The organism is Aliiglaciecola sp. SL4 (assembly GCF_041538045.1).
Lineage (GTDB): Bacteria > Pseudomonadota > Gammaproteobacteria > Enterobacterales > Alteromonadaceae > Aliiglaciecola.
Map to the genome: position 1 here is coordinate 258468 of NZ_JBGOSE010000006.1, position 17297 is coordinate 275764.

17 protein-coding genes and 1 riboswitch are annotated in these 17297 nt (G+C 41.2%); of the genes, 13 read left to right on the forward strand and 4 right to left on the reverse strand.

Annotated elements, in window-relative coordinates; genetic code table 11:
• Positions 1-8 precede the first annotated feature (8 nt).
• Positions 9-1148: a methyltransferase gene (locus AB6T38_RS11375; protein WP_372547425.1), complete on the reverse strand. Its 1140-nt coding sequence runs from the start codon at positions 1146-1148 to the stop codon at positions 9-11.
• A 24-nt stretch (positions 1149-1172) separates the two neighbouring features.
• On the opposite strand from AB6T38_RS11375, the gene AB6T38_RS11380 reads away from it, so the two are divergent.
• Together AB6T38_RS11380 and AB6T38_RS11385 are read left to right on the forward strand one after the other, a co-directional pair.
• The gene (locus tag AB6T38_RS11380) at positions 1173-1787 is read left to right on the forward strand and encodes an alpha-ketoglutarate-dependent dioxygenase AlkB (protein ID WP_372547426.1); all 615 of its coding nucleotides are present in this window, start codon (positions 1173-1175) and stop codon (positions 1785-1787) included.
• A gap of 145 nt (positions 1788-1932) precedes the next feature.
• Complete coding sequence (locus tag AB6T38_RS11385; RefSeq protein WP_348491369.1) at positions 1933-2256, forward strand: BolA/IbaG family iron-sulfur metabolism protein; 324 nt, start codon at positions 1933-1935, stop codon at positions 2254-2256.
• A gap of 73 nt (positions 2257-2329) precedes the next feature.
• Here the strand turns inward: AB6T38_RS11385 and AB6T38_RS11390 are convergent, their stop codons facing one another.
• The 3 genes from AB6T38_RS11390 to AB6T38_RS11400 are packed head-to-tail and all read right to left on the reverse strand — an operon-like array spanning position 2330 to position 5095.
• Positions 2330-3232 carry a cobalamin-binding protein gene (locus AB6T38_RS11390; protein WP_372547428.1) on the reverse strand — a complete coding sequence of 301 codons (903 nt, stop codon included), beginning with the start codon at positions 3230-3232 and terminating at the stop codon, positions 2330-2332.
• Positions 3233-3234: 2 nt separating this feature from the next.
• Positions 3235-4263 carry a FecCD family ABC transporter permease gene (locus AB6T38_RS11395; RefSeq protein WP_372547429.1) on the reverse strand — a complete coding sequence of 343 codons (1029 nt, stop codon included), beginning with the start codon at positions 4261-4263 and terminating at the stop codon, positions 3235-3237.
• A complete protein-coding gene (locus tag AB6T38_RS11400; protein ID WP_372547431.1) occupies positions 4256-5095 on the reverse strand; it encodes an ABC transporter ATP-binding protein in 840 nt (279 codons plus the stop codon). The genes AB6T38_RS11395 and AB6T38_RS11400 overlap by 8 nt, the downstream gene beginning before the upstream one ends.
• 152 nt (positions 5096-5247) lie before the next feature.
• Positions 5248-5377, reverse strand: a riboswitch (cobalamin riboswitch).
• Positions 5378-5519: 142 nt separating this feature from the next.
• On the opposite strand from AB6T38_RS11400, the gene AB6T38_RS11405 reads away from it, so the two are divergent.
• The 11 genes from AB6T38_RS11405 (at position 5520) to AB6T38_RS11455 (ending at position 17276) form a co-directional block, all read left to right on the forward strand.
• Positions 5520-6053 carry a TRAP transporter small permease subunit gene (locus AB6T38_RS11405; protein ID WP_372547432.1) on the forward strand — a complete coding sequence of 178 codons (534 nt, stop codon included), beginning with the start codon at positions 5520-5522 and terminating at the stop codon, positions 6051-6053.
• Positions 6053-7411 (forward strand): TRAP transporter large permease subunit, encoded by a 1359-nt coding sequence (locus AB6T38_RS11410; RefSeq protein WP_372547433.1) that lies wholly within the window; start codon positions 6053-6055, stop codon positions 7409-7411. The genes AB6T38_RS11405 and AB6T38_RS11410 overlap by 1 nt, the downstream gene beginning before the upstream one ends.
• A gap of 19 nt (positions 7412-7430) precedes the next feature.
• The gene (locus tag AB6T38_RS11415) at positions 7431-8528 is read left to right on the forward strand and encodes a TRAP transporter substrate-binding protein (RefSeq protein WP_372547434.1); all 1098 of its coding nucleotides are present in this window, start codon (positions 7431-7433) and stop codon (positions 8526-8528) included.
• Between the two features lie 159 nt (positions 8529-8687).
• Positions 8688-9866: an enoyl-ACP reductase FabV gene (gene fabV, locus AB6T38_RS11420; protein ID WP_372547436.1), complete on the forward strand. Its 1179-nt coding sequence runs from the start codon at positions 8688-8690 to the stop codon at positions 9864-9866.
• 478 nt (positions 9867-10344) lie between these two features.
• A complete protein-coding gene (locus AB6T38_RS11425; protein WP_372547438.1) occupies positions 10345-11685 on the forward strand; it encodes a Na(+)-translocating NADH-quinone reductase subunit A in 1341 nt (446 codons plus the stop codon).
• Between the two features lie 3 nt (positions 11686-11688).
• A complete protein-coding gene (locus tag AB6T38_RS11430; RefSeq protein ID WP_372547439.1) occupies positions 11689-12897 on the forward strand; it encodes an NADH:ubiquinone reductase (Na(+)-transporting) subunit B in 1209 nt (402 codons plus the stop codon).
• The gene (locus tag AB6T38_RS11435; protein ID WP_372547440.1) at positions 12887-13645 is read left to right on the forward strand and encodes a Na(+)-translocating NADH-quinone reductase subunit C; all 759 of its coding nucleotides are present in this window, start codon (positions 12887-12889) and stop codon (positions 13643-13645) included. Before AB6T38_RS11430 ends, AB6T38_RS11435 begins: the two co-directional genes overlap by 11 nt.
• A gap of 11 nt (positions 13646-13656) precedes the next feature.
• The gene (locus AB6T38_RS11440; protein WP_348491379.1) at positions 13657-14289 is read left to right on the forward strand and encodes an NADH:ubiquinone reductase (Na(+)-transporting) subunit D; all 633 of its coding nucleotides are present in this window, start codon (positions 13657-13659) and stop codon (positions 14287-14289) included.
• A 3-nt stretch (positions 14290-14292) separates the two neighbouring features.
• Complete coding sequence (nqrE, locus tag AB6T38_RS11445; RefSeq protein ID WP_216048953.1) at positions 14293-14901, forward strand: NADH:ubiquinone reductase (Na(+)-transporting) subunit E; 609 nt, start codon at positions 14293-14295, stop codon at positions 14899-14901.
• 26 nt (positions 14902-14927) lie between these two features.
• Complete coding sequence (gene nqrF / locus AB6T38_RS11450; RefSeq protein WP_303471192.1) at positions 14928-16160, forward strand: NADH:ubiquinone reductase (Na(+)-transporting) subunit F; 1233 nt, start codon at positions 14928-14930, stop codon at positions 16158-16160.
• 84 nt (positions 16161-16244) lie between these two features.
• Positions 16245-17276: an FAD:protein FMN transferase gene (locus AB6T38_RS11455; RefSeq protein ID WP_372547442.1), complete on the forward strand. Its 1032-nt coding sequence runs from the start codon at positions 16245-16247 to the stop codon at positions 17274-17276.
• Positions 17277-17297: the final 21 nt, after the last annotated feature.

Here is a 17297-nt window from a genome sequence, read left to right on the forward strand (position 1 = left end):
ATTACTCTCTACTTCAGCGAAGATAAAATACTAAATTTTTTGTCACTCGAAATGACGTTATAGCCACCAAACAGGCGTTTTAGTTTTTGTGGATATTCTAAATGTCGGTTGCCGATTATCCGCAACTCTCCCCCCTTTTTCAGCGCTGAGCGTGCATCCTCAAACATTTGATTGGCAATATGATCTGTAATCGTATTTAGTTGATGGAAAGGAGGGTTGCAAATTACCTTATCAACTTGTGGGTTATTTTCCAATTCTTCCATGCAGTTGCTGACAATAAAAAGTGCGCGATGCATTTCTTTGGGTAAATTATTTTGCACATTCAGTTTCGCAGATGCCACCGCCATATAAGACTCATCCATAAAAATCACTTGGGCATCCGCATAGCGTTTAAGAATACATAATCCTAAAACACCGTTCCCACAACCTAAATCGACCACGGTTTTAGCTGTGCAATCGGGTAAATTATCAATTAATAAACGGGCGCCTATATCAATTTGCTGGCGCGCAAATACATTGGCATGATTGCTAATGGTAAAAGGTTCTTGTTGCATCTTCCAAACACTAGGGTAGGGCGAGGGCTTTTGTTGAATTGCCAGATCAGGTTCACAAAAGATTAAACGCGCTTTTTTCTTAGCTAAGGACGTGTAGGTTTTGCCCAAATACTTTTCAAACAGTGCTAAGGTGGATTTTTGTATCATTTTCGCTTTAGCGCCAGCTACTATTTTTGTGTTCTGTGAAACCACAGTTTGCAATTGAATTAACTGATGTTCTAACAAGGCTAAGGTTTTTGGGATTTTAATCACCACCCAGTCTGGAGCTTGAGGTATTGGTGCTAGGCTATCGATATAAGTAATTCGAGCTTTGTCCAAGTTATTAAGTTCTATATTTTGTTTACATGCCAACTGAGAAACTAGAGAATCACTCACATGGTGGACCTTTGCTTCGTTTAACCAACAACTCAAGGCACCAAAATCGTCATTTAGGATAACAATACGAGTTTGCTTGATGTTTTCTTGGCTTTGTTGAATGTGATCGAGAAGCAATTCATCTGCTGCATCCCATGCTTGCCAGCTAGGGTGAGTAATTCGCTTTGGGTAGCGGTATAATTCCAGGGACTTTTCTAAAAAGTTAAAGCTAGTATTCATTTCAGCAGGATTCACGTAAGTTTTATGCAACAGGATTTATTTTCATCCCACCAAGTCGGTCTGAGTCAAATGCCGATGCAAGATGCTGTAGTGCATTATCAAGCCGACTTTTTAGATTCAGATACCGCCAGTGAATTATATCAGAATTTACAGGCTAAATTAGCTTGGCAGCAAGATTCAATTCAGGTCTATGGTCGTAAGGTTGCGATTCCTCGTTTACAAGCGTGGTACGGTGACCAACAAGCAAGTTATCAATATTCTGGGTTGACCATGGTACCTAATCCCTGGATCAATGAATTACGCCAACTAAAAGATTTGTTAGAACAAATTTGTAAAGCTGAGTTTAATTCGGTTTTAGCGAATTGGTATCGAAATGGTCAAGATAGCATGGGGTGGCATGCTGATAATGAAACAGAGTTGGGTTACCAGCCCATAATAGCCTCTGTGACCTTAGGGCAAACTCGCGATTTTGATTTTAAACATATGCAAACTGGTCAAAAGGTGAGGTTAGCACTGCAGCATGGCAGCCTGTTAATGATGGCGGGAAATACCCAACAATTTTGGCAACACAGTTTGCCTAAACGTAGTCAGTCTTTAGGCGGCCGAATAAACCTTACTTTTCGCAACATAATCAAATAAGTATAGACGTTATAAAAACACCTTATTCATGGATTGGAAATTATATCTAATTGACTCAAACACTTAGTCAAAAATATGAAAAATAGTTTTTTAATTTTCTGTGAACAGGCTAAATTTATAGTTGGACACACAAAGGAACCACACAATGAATATCCAAAATAATATTGAAAAGAAGTTGCTATCGCATTTCAATCCGGCGCATTTGGAGGTTATTAACGAAAGCTTTATGCACAACGTACCTAAAGGGTCCGAGACGCACTTTAAAGTAGTTCTTGTTACGCCTGAGTTTGCAGGTAAGCGTTTAATTAATCGCCATCGAGCGGTAAACGCCGTACTCAAAGAGGAACTTGCTGAACAAATTCATGCGTTGGCGTTACATACTTACACCGGAGAAGAATGGCAAAATTTATACGGTAACTCACCAGACTCACCTAATTGTTTAGGTGGAATGAAACAAGCCGCATCGTAAAATAGTTTGTATCTAGGTGTGCCTACTCCCTTTCTGGGCACGCCTTAATTTCGTATATGGGGATGTCAGGGGATCACTTCCGTTGATAAACTCGCCTAGCTTGCTGAATTTGCTCACACAAAACATCAACTTCACTTAATACTCGGGTCGTCATTCGAAAGAGCTTATCGGCATCAGGACGAAAGATGAAACTGTGCTGGACGGCAGGCAAAAAACTAAACTTTTGCCAATTATATAATTTATTGACTGACTGCGTATTTGATTTAGGTTGAATAATGGCTTGCGGCATTTTGCTAATGACTTGCTCAAGGGATACTGAAGGATAGTCATTATTAAGTTCAGCAAAAATGTTGATGGCACCGCAGGTGTTTAAATGTTGTTGGGGCCAAGCATTACCCGCAATGGTTTGCAGGGGAGCAGGCCAAATTTCGAAAAATACGGTTACCGGTGTTTGATTGGCAAAATCGTGCCTTAGTTTTGCCAATTGTGTTAAATAAGTGTCTGCACGATGCTTTGCTAGAGTTTGTCTACCGGTTAGATCACCAAGCATCAGCAACTCTTTTCCGACATCTTCTAAGGTTTTTGGGTCAGAATAAACCACTGGAATACCAAACTGTTGTAATCGATCCAAATCCTCAAGTGGGTTTCCACTTTTCCATGCAATTACCAGATCGGGTTTTAACTGCAAAATCTTTTCAATTTGCAAACGACTATGATCACCAACCCGCGGTAAGGTTTTGGCTTGTTCTGGGTAATCGGCATATGAACCCGTGGCAATAATTTGCTCTCCGGCACCGATGTCAAACAGCAGTTCTACAATATGAGGAGCTAAGGCGATGATTTTAAACTTTTGTCGTTCGTTTTGTTTTACCTGCTCAAAATTCTGTACCGTTTTGGCGTTAGCGGTTGACAGCAATAGGCTGGCTAACCCTAATAGACAACAATTCAGCACCTTTTTGATCTTTGGTACAGACAAGATTAGCGTCCTCGGTTTTTTTGCAGGGCAAATAAGAAAAATAAGCTGCCAATGGCTGATGTGATAATCCCAATGGGGATTTCTTGATTTTCTACAACCACCCTGGCGATGACATCGATCCATATTAAAAAACTACCGCCAACTAACACACTGCCGACAATTAAATTTCTGCTCGTTACTCCAAACCAGCCTCTAACAATATGCGGTATCATTAACCCAACAAAGCCGATACCACCACAATATGCGACTATGCAGGATGTTAGTGCGGCGCAAATGACTAATACCAGTAAACGCAGTGAATCAACTTTGATCCCTAAGGTTTGAGCGTTTTCATCACCTAATAACATTGCGTCCATATGACGACCAAAAAGCCAAAGTAAAACAACACTAATGGTAACGATTGGAAGCATAATCCAGACGAACCACATTTGCGCATTGGCTAAGCTTCCTAGTAACCAAAATATCACTTTATTAGCGGCAAAGGGTTCCGCCATAAATAATAAAAAGTGGCTTAGGGCACTGAGCATAAATGACACCGCCACGCCTGCCAAAAGTAAATGTTCGGTACGATTTCCAAACAGTTTTCGAGACAAAATCTGTACAATAGTGACTGCCAGAAATGCACCAAGGAACGCAGCTAGCGGTAACGCATAAGTAAAGGGGATTTGAGCTAGGTACGCAAAAATCGAAGAGTGTGAGGCCAAACTACCATTAAACAATAGGGTTGAAATACTTGCTCCTAGACCTGCTCCAGAAACCACTCCAAATAGATAGGGATCTGCTAAAGGGTTACGATATACATTTTGCAAAGTCGCCCCGGCAACGGCTAACCCCGCACCCACTAAAAAGCCCACAAGCACCCTAGGTAAGCGAACTTGCCAGAAAATAACCTCTTCAACATTGGCTTCACAACTATTTGCCATACAGCGTAATACACTGAGTAAATCTAGGTCAGCGGCACCAAAGAATAGACCTCCTAGGATACTAAGTATGCTAAAACTGGCTAGAAATCCCCACTTGCCCTTAGACATCAGCTAAACCCATATCACCTGCGGGCTCTTCAATATCGATGTTGGGGGGATAAAATTCGATTCTTATTTTGTTATTGTTGGGCTTTTCAATTACTTGGCATGGAGTTTTGAAAACCTGTTGCAAGCGTTGTTCTGTCAATACTTGTTTGGGTGGGCCGAAGGCTAACAACTGCCCTTGGGCAAGCAGGCATATTTTATCGCAATAGTCGGCTGCATGATTTAAGTCATGTAAGCTCATCACTATAGTAACTTTGTTGTGCTTCGCTATTTTGCGCAATAAAGATAATATTTGATGCTCATAATACACATCTAAATGGTTTATGGGTTCATCTAAAACAAATAACCCTGCTCCTTGCACCAATGCTCTAGCAATTTGCCCTCGTTGTTGCTCGCCTCCTGATAAAGAGCTAAACAGTTGGTGGCTTTTTTCAGTCAAACCCACTTCCGCGATTGCTTGTGCAACTCTGGATTTGTGCTCAGTTGATACGCTAGAAAACATAGACTGATGGGGAAGTAAGCCCATACTAACTATTTGTTCTAAATTGAGATTGAAGACACTATTATTGAACTGGTTCACTACCGCGATTTGTTTCGCTCGGATACTTGCAGTGAAACTTTCAATTGGGGTTGTCTGCCAGAATACCTGTTGTTCAGACCGGTACTGTCCCGAGATTAACTTCAACAAGGTGGTTTTACCCGCACCGTTAGGTCCCACAACCCCAATGATTGTCCCTTTTTCTGTCTGAAACTGTATATCAGAAAGTATCTGTTTTTCGTCAATATAGTAATTAAGATGGTTAAGTTTGAGCATTGTTGTGACAGTTTTTTCCATTCTTCTGAGTCGTTCTAGTCCGGCGATAGATTTTTGTTAGTCGAGTGCCCGCCTTCGTACCGATTTATTCGACATGAACGTTGTTGACAATAGGGGGATTCGCAATGAAATGATTACCCAAGACGATCGTGAATTCCCGCACGCTAGAAAAAAGTTATAGCTGAAGATCTGGCTGGTATCTGACTCATGACTGACAATATTGCCTATCAATTACAGTTGCGGGTACAGTTTTGGATTTACACCAAATTCCCATTTCGTTTCACTTGATGCGCAGGAAATAAAATTATCCCTTACCTAAATAAAGTGAAAAACCGAATCTAATATATAGCCAAAATATAGCAATCTTTATGCTTGCGCCCTAGCGTTATTTGCGAAAAAAACGTTTAATATCGTACAAATAGAATAATTAGACAGGTGTATGGAAATGTTTAACGCCGCATCCCTATCGCGGACCATTGACGTTTTTAACGATAATATTTGCAAATTAGTAAGCTGGTTTACGTTATTTATGGCGTTAATCACATTGTTAATTGTGGTGCTACGTTATGGTTTTGATATTGGTTGGGTTGCGATGCAGGAATCTGTTATGTATTTGCACGCCTGTGTCTTTTTATTGGGCAGTGCTCACACGTTACGGGTTAACGAACATGTTCGAGTCGACATCTTTTACAGTGGGTTTGATAAGGTTAAAAAAGCTAAAGTCGATACTTTCGGTACTCTATTTTTTATGCTGCCGGTGAATCTGTTTATATTAATAATTTGCTGGGACTACGTGACATCCTCTTGGGCCATAATGGAAGACTCACAGGCAGCTGGTGGTTTACCTGCTGTCTTTTTACTTAAAACCTTCATACTGTTGTTCGCCGGTCTTATGGTTTTGCAAGGGATTTCCGAGTTAATTCGTAATATTAATGTCTGGTTGAATCATCCTAAAAACGCAATTACAGAGGATAAATAATGGAATACCTCTCACTGATAATGTTTTTAGTTGTTTGTTTAACCTTATTACTGGGTTATCCCGTTGCGTACACCTTAGCGGGTACCGCTTTAATATTTGCCGGCGGTGGCGCTTTATTTGGCGTTTTTGATACCGCTTACCTGCATGCTGTGCCTAGCCGACTCTACGGCATAGTTACCAACCAAACTTTGATTGCCGTGCCTTTATTCGTGTTTATGGGCGTCATGTTAGAAAAATCCAAAGTTGCTGAAAGACTATTAATCGCCATGGGACAAGTCTTTGGTAGGTTGAACTCAGGCTTAGCAATTTCTGTGGTTTTGGTTGGTATGTTGTTAGCAGCCAGCACTGGTATCGTCGGCGCTACCGTCGTTACCATGGGCTTGTTGTCATTACCTACCATGTTAAAACAAGGGTATTCCCCCTCATTTGCTACTGGGGCGATCTGTGCAACCGGTACCTTAGGGCAGATTATCCCTCCTTCTATTGCACTGGTTTTGTTAGGTGATGTGCTATCAAGCGCATTCCAGCAGGCTCAACTCAATATGGGGATATTCTCCCCTGAGTCGGTTTCTGTCGGGGATCTATTTATTGGTGCCTTAGTGCCAGGTATGATTTTGGTAGGGATGTATTTACTCTATGTGGTGTTGTTTGCTCACCGCCATATTGATAAAACCATAGGCGAGGAACAGCGTGAATCAAAAGTATCCATTAATTTAGCTGGGGCCTTGTTACCGCCACTTATCCTCATATTTGTGGTCTTGGGGTCTATCTTAGGGGGATTTGCTACGCCCACTGAGGCCGCTGGAGTGGGAGCTGCAGGTGCTCTTATTTTGGGCTTAGTGCAAAAACAAGTTGATTGGAACAAGTTAAAAGAAGTCATGTTAAGCACCACTCGAGTAACTTCTATGGTGTTTCTGATTCTCATTGGTGCTTCAATATTTTCCTTAGTGTTTAGAGGCTTTGGTGGTGAAGAGTTAATTGAGCACTTTTTTGAACAGCTACCCGGAGGCACATTCAGTGCCGTGTTGCTAGTAATGGTGGTGATCTTTTTACTCGGTTTTATTCTCGATTTTATCGAAATTACTTTTGTTGTGGTGCCTATCATTGCGCCAGTTTTGTTAGCTATGGGCGTCGATCCTATTTGGTTAGGTATAATGATTGCGGTGAATTTGCAAACTTCGTTTTTGACGCCACCTTTTGGTTTTGCATTGTTCTATTTGCGCGGAGTCGCGCCTGCGAATGTTCAGACCACTCAAATATATAAAGGCGTGATACCCTTTATTATTATTCAATTGCTATTATTAATAGGCTTGGCTATTTGGCCGGATCTGGTAACGTGGCTGCCTTCTATGTTGTGACCCTTATGGATTTATTGAAATGAAAACCTTAAAACTTGTCTCATTACTTTTTAGCATCATTGCTGTTACCGCCTGCGGTGGCAAGTCGTCTTCGGATGCTGGTGCCAGTGCCTCAGAGCAGACCTACGAATGGAAGTTAGTAACTTCGTGGCCGAAAAACTTTCCCGGGTTAGGTAGAGCCCCGGAAACATTTGCTAAAAACGTTGAGCGCATGTCTAACGGCCGCTTAAAAATTAAAGTGTTTGGTGCGGGCCAAATGGTCCCGGGGTTTGAAGTGTTTGACACTGTTTCCAGTGGGGCCGCTGAAATGGGACATTCAGGTTCTTATTATTGGAAAGGTAAAGCGCCAGCTGCACAAATTTTTACAGCTATCCCCTTTGGCATGAATGCCACTGAATTTAATGCTTGGTTGCACTATGGTGGTGGCTTAGAAATGTGGCGTGAACTCTATGCACCATTTAATTTAATTCCTTTTGCTGGTGGCAATACTGGTGTTCAAACCGCAGGTTGGTTTAAAAAAGAAATTAACAGCGTGGAAGATTTGCAAGGTTTAAAAATGCGTATCCCAGGTTTAGGGGCTGAGGTTCTTAAAAAATTGGGTGGTATTCCTGTGGCCCTGACCGGTGGTGAGTTATTTACGTCTTTGCAATCTGGTGCCATAGATGCGACAGAATGGGTTGGCCCATACAACGATTTATCATTCGGACTTTACAAGGCGGCAAAGTATTATTATCACTCAGGTTGGCATGAGCCGGGGGCTAGTTTAGAGTTTATTGTTAACAAAAGCGCATATGAATCTTTGCCAGAAGATTTACAGGCAATAATTGAGGTAGCCACTAGAGCCGTGAATCAAGATATGTGGGACGAGTATACAGCAGCGAATAATGATGCTGTACAAGCACTGGTTGAAACCCATGGCGTTGATATGCGCCCTCTTCCTAAAGATGTCATTGTAGCTCTTCGTGCCGCTAGCATTGAGGTGATGCAAGAGCAATCAGCTGCCGACCCTACGTTTGCTAAAATTTACGCGTCTTACCAAAAATTCCAAGAAGGGGTATCTAAATACCATCAAATTTCTGAAATGGAATTTTATAATAATCGACAAGCGAGAAAATAAATTAGCTGTTCAGATTTGTTGTTATGGCAATGCCTATTACAATAGAAGTTTATTCAGTGAAAGCTATACTTACGCTTTTAATAATCTTGTTTGTGATTGGGTTTTGATAGTTAAACGGCTGTTTAAAATGTTCGGAAAAAATATTGAGGAAAATAGACTATGGTAATTAAGCCCAAGGTACGTGGCTTTATCTGCACTAACGCCCACCCTGTTGGTTGCGCTGCGAGTGTTGAAGAACAAATCGAATATGTTAAAAGTCAGGGAGATTTAGGAGAGGGACCCAAAAACGTTCTAGTGTTGGGGTGCTCAACTGGTTACGGTCTTGCATCTCGCATCGTATCGACTTTCGGTTATGGAGCCAAAACCCTTGGTGTTTGTTTTGAAAAACCACCTACAGAGCGGAAAACTGGTACTGCGGGTTGGTATAATACGGCTGCATTTCATCAGCAAGCAAAGAGCGCTGGTATTTATGCGAAAACCATAAACGGTGATGCATTTTCCAATGAAATCAAACAACAAGTGATTGAAACTCTGAAAGCCGACATAGGTAAGATTGATTTGGTCATTTATAGTTTGGCTTCTCCTCGTAGAACCGATCCAGAAACTGGAGAAGTGTATAAGTCTACTCTTAAGCCTGTTGGACAAAACTATAAAACCAAAACCTATGATACTGATAAAGATCTAATCCACGAAATTGAATTAGAAGCTGCAAACGAAGACGAAATTGCCAATACAATTAAAGTTATGGGTGGTGAAGATTGGGAGCTTTGGTTGAATGCTTTAGCTGAAGCTGATTTGTTGGCAGAAAATTGCAAAACAACAGCCTATACCTATATTGGTAAAGAGTTAACTTGGCCTATCTACGGTCAGGCGACTATTGGCAAAGCTAAAGAAGACCTTGATCGTGCAGCCAGTGAAATTATTAAACAGCACAGTGACAAAAATGTTTCTGCTTATGTCTCATCGCTAAAAGCGTTGGTAACCCAAGCTAGTTCGGCCATTCCTGTGATGCCTTTGTACATATCATTAATTTACAAAGTAATGAAACAAGAAGGGACCCACGAAGGTTGTATCGAACAGATCACCGGCTTATTCCAGCAAAAATTATTAGCTGATGCTCCTGAAACTGACGAAGACAATAGACTTCGTATGGATGGAAAAGAAACGAATGAAGCAACTCAAGCCGTTATTAAAGGTTTGTGGGATCAAGTTACTCAAGATAATTTCCATGAACTGAGTGATTATGCTGGTTATCACCATGAGTTTTTGAAGTTATTTGGTTTTGACATTGAAGGTGTCGATTACGAACAGGATATCAACCCATTAATTGAGTGGTAGAAGATCGTTAGATTTATATTAAATAGCGTATTAAACCCTAATTAACGTTCGCGTGTTAGGGTTTTTAATATTTTTAAGGGGACTTAAAAAAACCAGCGCTGCTCATAAATTGCGCTATATTTAGAAAAACCTTAATTATTATACGGAAAATCCCTATTTAGCCGTAAATAGCGTAGCGTAAACCGGTGGATTAATGCTAAAATTCCAGAGTTTACTGACATGAGTTCCCTTATTTAGTCCATAAGTAGCTCATTTGCTCAATCATTCTCTTGCGAGGTGTGGACCAATACGGAAGTTATTTCTGTGTTCACCTGGTTAAGGATTCACACTCAACAAAAGACAAAAATAGTAGATAAGTAAGATCACCTTTGAGTTTTCAAGCGAAACTGCGGATGTCATCATTTTCGCACTTTTAAGCAGAATTCAAAATTGATATTTCTTTCACTTTAATTTTATTTTTACAAGACTGCGGTTGCATATGATAAAAATCAAGCAAGGGTTAGACCTTCCTATTAAGGGGGCTCCTAACCAAACAATTCAAAACGGCCCAAGCATCACACGCGTGGCTGTATTGGGGGAAGAATATGTTGGCATGCGTCCTACCATGTTTGTTCAGGTAGACGATGTAGTTAAGAAAGGTCAGGCTCTTTTTGAAGACAAAAAGAATCCTGGTGTTCTCTTTACTGCGCCAGCAGCGGGCAAGGTAGTTGAAGTTAATCGCGGAGCAAAACGTGTTTTGCAATCTGTGGTAATTGAACTAGCTGGTGATGAGCATGAAACCTTCGACAAATATGAAGCTAGCCAATTGAGTTCAATTGCTCGCGAAAAAGTTGAAGAGAATTTGGTTAAGTCAGGTTTGTGGGTAGCCTTAAAAACGCGTCCTTACAGCAAAGTACCTGCACTGGGAAGTGAACCAAAGTCAATTTTTGTCACTGCTATGGATACCAATCCGTTGGCGGCTGATCCTGAAGTTGTGATTGCACAGCGTAAAACCGATTTTGAAAACGGTTTAGCTGTTTTGAAACAACTTACCACAGGTTCGGTATACGTTTGTAAGGCTCCTGGTGCTGACATTCCTACTGGTTCAACTAAGGTTGAAGTAGAAGAGTTTGCTGGACCACACCCTGCGGGCTTAGCTGGCACACATATTCACTTTTTAGACGCTGTTGGTGCGAGCAAAACAGTTTGGTCAATTAACTATCAGGATGTTATGGCGTTTGGTGCGTTGTTTACATCTGGAGTGTTAAACAACCAACGTGTTATTGCACTTGGCGGTCCAGCTGCTAAAAACCCGCGTTTGCTAAGTACCATTCTTGGTGCTGATACTGAGCAATTAGCTGCTGGCGAAACTGAAGGTGATGATGTTCGTGTTATCTCCGGTTCAGTCTTAATGGGCACAAACGCCCACGGTGTTCACGGTTTCTTGGGACGTTATCACACCCAGATTTCTTTGTTGCCTGAAGGCCATGAGAAAAAATTCTTAGGGTGGTTAGCGCCAGGTAGTGATATGCATTCTGTTACTCGTGCTTATCTTGGACATTTGTCACCTAAAAAATTGTTTAACATGACAACGTCGACTAACGGTTCAGATCGTTCAATGGTGCCAATCGGTAACTATGAGCGCATTATGCCGTTAGATATTTTACCAACTCTGTTGCTTCGTGACATTATTTCTGGTGATACCGATAGTGCTCAAACTCTAGGTTGCTTAGAACTTGACGAAGAAGATTTGGCGTTGTGTACGTATGTTTGTCCGGGTAAATACAACTACGGACCTATTCTACGTGACTGTCTCACCACCATTGAGAAAGAGGGTTAGGTCATGGGATTAAAAGCCTATTTAGAAAAAATAGAACCGAATTTCGAAGCCGGTGGTAAATATGAAAAGTTTTACGCGCTTTATGAAGCTGCAGCAACTATCTTTTACACGCCAGGTAAAGTAAACAAAGCATCAACACATGTTCGTGACAGCATTGATCTTAAGCGCATCATGATCATGGTTTGGATGGCAACCTTTCCAGCTATGTTTTACGGTATGTATAACGTAGGTGCACAAGCTCATGAAGCTTTATTGCTTGGCGCTGGCACATTACCTGATATCTGGCAGGCTAATTTGTTTTCCGCCTTGGGTGGTCAAATTGGTGTTGAAGGCACAGGCTGGTTAGGCATGATGTCTTACGGTGCTTGTTTCTTTCTTCCTATTTACGCCACTGTGTTTATTGTTGGTGGTTTTTGGGAAGTGTTATTTGCATCTGTACGTAAACACGAAATAAACGAAGGTTTCTTCGTTACCTCAGTGCTCTTTGCATTGACGCTACCAGCCACTATTCCTTTATGGCAAGTTGCTTTAGGTATCACCTTCGGTGTGGTAATTGCCAAAGAAGTATTCGGTGGAACTGGTCGTAACTTCCTTAACCCAGCCTTGTCTGGTCGTGCTTTCTTATATTTTGCTTATCCGGCGCAAATCTCTGGTGACCAAATTTGGGTTGCTGCAGATGGATACTCTGGTGCAACTTGGTTAAGTAAAGCTGCATCCGGTGAGATGGACTATACCAATATGGACCTATGGTGGAATTCTTTCTTCGGAAACATCCCAGGTTCTGTAGGTGAAGTATCTACCCTTGCGATAATGCTTGGTGGACTCTTTATTATTTACATGCGTATTGCTTCTTGGCGCATTGTGTTGGGTGTGCTTCTAGGTGTTGCTTTCTTTGCATCCCTACTGAACTTTGTAGACAGCAGTACTAACCCAATGTTCGCTATGCCTTGGTACTGGCATATGGTAACTGGCGGTTTGGCCTTTGGTATGTTCTTCATGGCAACTGACCCAGTATCAGCTTCATTTACCAACAAAGCTAAGTGGGCATATGGCTTCTTAATCGGGTTTATGACAGTGATGATTCGTGTCCTTAACCCAGCATTCCCTGAAGGGGTTATGCTAGCCATATTATTTGCAAATTTATGGGCGCCACTATTCGATTATTTCGTGGCTCAAAGTAACATTAAGCGGAGGGTTGCTCGTGTCGGATAAGAAAAAAGAAACCTTAGGCGGAACTATTGGTGTTGTTGTTGCCGTATGTTTGGTTTGTTCAGTTGTAGTGTCTGGCGCAGCGGTAGGTTTGCGTGAAATGCAACAAACAAACGCTGCTAACGATAAGCGTAGCAATATATTACAAGCTGCTGGCCTCGAAACTACAGTTGACTGTGACGTACCTTGTACCTTTGATAAGTTTGTAACTGAGCGTTTCGTCGATTTAGAAACGGGTGAATATGTTGAAGTTGAAGAAGACTTTGATATGTACAAAGCAGCTAAACAAGAAGCGTACAGTGTTAAAGTTGAAAATAGCAATGTTGGTTTTCAGCGTCGTTCAAGTGTTGCAAGCGTTTACTTAATTGAAAATGAAGCCAATGAAGTTACTCGTATTGTATTACCTGTCCATGGTTCAGGTTTATGGGATTTGATGTACGGATTCCTTGCTATTGATGCTGACGGTAACACCGTTCGTGAATTGGTTTACTATCAGCAAAAAGAAACTCCCGGACTAGGCGGTGAAGTGCAAAACCCAAGCTGGAAAGCGAAGTGGGACGGCAAAAAACTGTTTAAAGATGGCGATGTAGCAATTCAAGTTAAGAAAAATGCAGGGTCTAATAATGACTATGCGGTTGATGCGCTATCTGGTGCAACCTTAACTAGTAATGGTGTGCAGAACACATTGACATATTGGTTGGGTGAGAATGGTTATGGACCATACCTTAAAAATCAGACTTGGAAATCATAGGGCGAAGCACAATGGCTGAAACTAAAGAAATGAAAAAGGTGCTGTTCGGACCCATTCTGGACAACAACCCCATCGCATTGCAAGTGTTAGGTGTTTGTTCCGCACTTGCTATTACAACTAAATTAGAAACTGCATTGGTTATGGCCTTAGCTCTAACCTCAGTTACAGCATTCTCTAATTTATTTATTTCACTTATTCGTAAGCAGATACCTTCTAGCGTACGTATTATTATTCAAATGACTATCATTGCCTCTTTGGTAATCGTTGTTGACCAAATTCTAAAGGCGGTCGCCTACGATATAGCTAAAGAGCTATCGGTATTTGTTGGTTTGATCATAACCAACTGTATCGTTATGGGACGGGCAGAAGCTTATGCTATGAAGAGTCCTCCTTTCATGAGCTTCCTTGACGGTATTGGTAATGGCTTAGGTTATTCAATGGTACTTATCGTGATCGGTACTATTAAAGAGCTATTTGGTTTCGGTACTATTCTTGGTTTCCCAATTTTGCCATTAGTGCAAAATGGTGGCTGGTATCAAGGTAATGGTCTATTAATTCTACCTTTCAGTTCTTTCATTTTGATCGGTGGATTAATTTGGTTTATTCGTACCATTCGTCCTGAACAAGTCGAACCTAAGGAGTAAGACATGGAACATTATTTAAGCCTTTTTGTTAAGTCTGTCTTCATTGAAAACATGGCATTGTCATTGTTCTTAGGTATGTGTACTTTCTTAGCAGTATCTAAAAAAGTAAAAACTGCTATGGGACTTGGTGTTGCGGTTATCGTGGTGTTGGGTATTTCAGTACCTGTAAACCAAGTGATTTACGTAAACATTCTTGCTCCTGGCGCACTTGCTTGGGCTGGTTTCCCTGATGCAGATTTGAGTTTCTTAAACTTCTTAACATTTATCGGTGTTATCGCAGCATTAGTTCAGATTCTAGAAATGAGTTTGGATAAGTTTTTCCCTGCGCTATATAACGCGTTAGGTATTTTCTTACCGCTAATTACCGTTAACTGCGCCATCTTTGGTGGTGTAGCTTTTGCCGTACAACGTGAATATAACTTCACTGAAAGTGTGGTTTACGGTATCGGTAGTGGTGCAGGTTGGGCAATCGCGATTACCCTACTAGCAGCAGTACGTGAAAAATTAAAATATGCTGATATGCCGGAAGGCATACGTGGATTAGGCTCTGTGTTTATGATTGCAGGTCTTATGGCATTGGGTTTTCAGTCGTTCACTGGCGTAGCCCTTTAAGCGAAGACACTAAGGAGTATTTGTAAATGAATCCAAATGAAATTTACCTTGGTGTAGGTATGTTTATTGCCATTGTATTGGCACTCGTACTTATCATCATGTTCGCAAAGTCTAAGCTTGTACCATCAGGCGACGTGACTATCACTATCAATGGCGACCCAGATAAAGCCATTACAGCCTCACCAGGTGGCAAACTACTAGGTGCTTTGGCTGATTCAGGCATCTTTGTATCTTCTGCCTGTGGTGGCGGTGGTTCATGTGGACAGTGTCGAGTTGATATTAAATCAGGTGGTGGTGAAATTTTGCCTACTGAGCTTGACCATATTAGTAAACGTGAAGCTAAAGAAGGTTGCCGCCTATCTTGTCAGGTAGCGATTAAACAAGACATGGATATTGAGTTGCCAGAAGAAGTCTTTGGTATTAAAAAATGGGATTGTGAAGTTATTTCTAACGATAACAAAGCAACCTTTATCAAAGAACTTAAATTGGCTGTGCCAGACGGTGAAAGTGTTCCTTTCCGTGCCGGAGGTTATATTCAAATTGAAGCTCCACCTCATCACGTTAAATATAAAGATTACGATATTCCTGACGAGTATAAGCCTGATTGGGAACGTTTCGGTTTCTTTGATATTGAATCTAAAGTTGATGAAGAAACTATTCGTGCTTATTCTATGGCTAATTACCCAGAAGAAGAAGGCATCATTATGTTGAACGTGCGTATCGCTACGCCTCCACCCAACAACTTGAGCTTGCCTGCTGGTAAAATGTCATCATATATTTGGAGTTTGAAAGAAGGCGATAAAGCCACTATTTCTGGTCCATTTGGTGAATTCTTTGCTAAAGACACACAAGCTGAAATGGTCTTTGTTGGTGGTGGTGCTGGTATGGCACCAATGCGTTCTCACATTTTCGACCAGTTACGTCGTCTTAAAACCGACCGTAAAATTACTTTCTGGTATGGTGCTCGTTCACTACGTGAAATGTTTTATGTTGAAGATTTCGATATGCTTCAAAAAGAAAATGAAAACTTCAAGTGGCACGTAGCATTATCTGATCCACAACCGGAAGATAATTGGGAAGGTGATACCGGGTTTATCCATAACGTATTGCTTGAAAACTACTTAAAAGATCACCCTGCACCTGAAGATTGTGAGTTCTACATGTGTGGTCCTCCTATGATGAATGCAGCTGTTATCAACATGCTTAAAGAGTTAGGTGTTGAAGACGAAAACATCATGTTAGATGATTTTGGTGGCTAACTTTTAGATGGAAATTTGTAGAGAGGGACATTTTATGTCCCTCTTTTTTTTCCAACCTATCAAATTGTGTGAATGGCGTTTTAAATGAATAAATTAAAATCCCTTGGCTTAGTTTTTTGTGTTGCAGTGGTTATTTTCATTGTTTGGAATACCCCTGATAATACTGGTGAAGTGCATTTGTCCGGTGCAACTATGGGCACTAGTTACAATGTTAAAGTGCACTCAGATAAAGGAATGGCGCCAGAAGAGTTACAACAAAAAATCGACGCGCTTTTGGTGGATATTAATAAATTAATGTCGACCTACGATCCAAACTCGGAACTCTCGCGCTTCAATCAGCAACTATCTTCTGAACCATTTGAATTGTCGCCAGCAACCTTGAAGGTGTTAAAGGAAGCTAAGCGGCTTGGTGAGTTAAGCGATGGGGTACTTGATGTTACCGTTGGACCATTAGTGAATTTATGGGGATTTGGACCGGATGCTCGACCAGATAAAATACCCTCTCAAGAAACCATCAACTCCGTTAAAGATAAAATTGGATTGAATAAATTAGTGATCCAAGGCTCTACTTTAATTAAGCTACAGCCAGACTTGTATGTGGATTTATCTACCATTGCAAAAGGTTACGGTGTGGATGCCTTGGCCGAGTTATTGGAGTCTTATGGCTACACCAACTATCTAGTTGAAATTGGTGGAGAGATGCGTGTTGCTGGGGTAAAAAGTAATGGTCAAGGATGGCGTATTGCGATAGAGAAACCCGTCAACGATGAACGCGCAGTGCAATCTATTTTGACCATAGGTAATAACGCTGTAGCTAGTTCAGGCGACTACCGTAACTACTTTGAACAAGGTGGTAAGCGCTATTCTCATTTAATTGACCCTCGAACAGGCTACCCCATTACACATAATTTAGTCGCCGTTACTGTGGTGCATCCTTCGTCAATGACTGCTGATGGTTTAGCTACTGCTCTGAACGTGCTTGGAAAGGAAGATGCGTTAGGTATAGCGAAACAGCACAATTTAGATGTGATGTTAATTACCCGAGAAAATGGCGACTTTAAAGCGTATACTACGGGTAAATTCGACGAATATATTAATGCTGCGAGCGAGCAGTAATTTAATTTGAAATAACTAGGA

What these genes read in the sequence shown, in the direction of transcription:
- AB6T38_RS11375 (WP_372547425.1), bottom strand. Translation starts at nt 1,148, where the DNA reads ATGAATACTAGCTTTAACTTTTTAGAAAAGTCCCTGGAATTATACCGC.
- AB6T38_RS11380 (WP_372547426.1), top strand. Translation starts at nt 1,173, where the DNA reads ATGCAACAGGATTTATTTTCATCCCACCAAGTCGGTCTGAGTCAAATG.
- AB6T38_RS11385 (WP_348491369.1), top strand. Translation starts at nt 1,933, where the DNA reads ATGAATATCCAAAATAATATTGAAAAGAAGTTGCTATCGCATTTCAAT.
- AB6T38_RS11395 (WP_372547429.1), bottom strand. Translation starts at nt 4,263, where the DNA reads ATGTCTAAGGGCAAGTGGGGATTTCTAGCCAGTTTTAGCATACTTAGT.
- AB6T38_RS11400 (WP_372547431.1), bottom strand. Translation starts at nt 5,095, where the DNA reads ATGGAAAAAACTGTCACAACAATGCTCAAACTTAACCATCTTAATTAC.
- AB6T38_RS11405 (WP_372547432.1), top strand. Translation starts at nt 5,520, where the DNA reads ATGTTTAACGCCGCATCCCTATCGCGGACCATTGACGTTTTTAACGAT.
- AB6T38_RS11410 (WP_372547433.1), top strand. Translation starts at nt 6,053, where the DNA reads ATGGAATACCTCTCACTGATAATGTTTTTAGTTGTTTGTTTAACCTTA.
- AB6T38_RS11415 (WP_372547434.1), top strand. Translation starts at nt 7,431, where the DNA reads ATGAAAACCTTAAAACTTGTCTCATTACTTTTTAGCATCATTGCTGTT.
- fabV (WP_372547436.1), top strand. Translation starts at nt 8,688, where the DNA reads ATGGTAATTAAGCCCAAGGTACGTGGCTTTATCTGCACTAACGCCCAC.
- AB6T38_RS11425 (WP_372547438.1), top strand. Translation starts at nt 10,345, where the DNA reads ATGATAAAAATCAAGCAAGGGTTAGACCTTCCTATTAAGGGGGCTCCT.
- AB6T38_RS11430 (WP_372547439.1), top strand. Translation starts at nt 11,689, where the DNA reads ATGGGATTAAAAGCCTATTTAGAAAAAATAGAACCGAATTTCGAAGCC.
- AB6T38_RS11440 (WP_348491379.1), top strand. Translation starts at nt 13,657, where the DNA reads ATGGCTGAAACTAAAGAAATGAAAAAGGTGCTGTTCGGACCCATTCTG.
- nqrE (WP_216048953.1), top strand. Translation starts at nt 14,293, where the DNA reads ATGGAACATTATTTAAGCCTTTTTGTTAAGTCTGTCTTCATTGAAAAC.
- nqrF (WP_303471192.1), top strand. Translation starts at nt 14,928, where the DNA reads ATGAATCCAAATGAAATTTACCTTGGTGTAGGTATGTTTATTGCCATT.
- AB6T38_RS11455 (WP_372547442.1), top strand. Translation starts at nt 16,245, where the DNA reads ATGAATAAATTAAAATCCCTTGGCTTAGTTTTTTGTGTTGCAGTGGTT.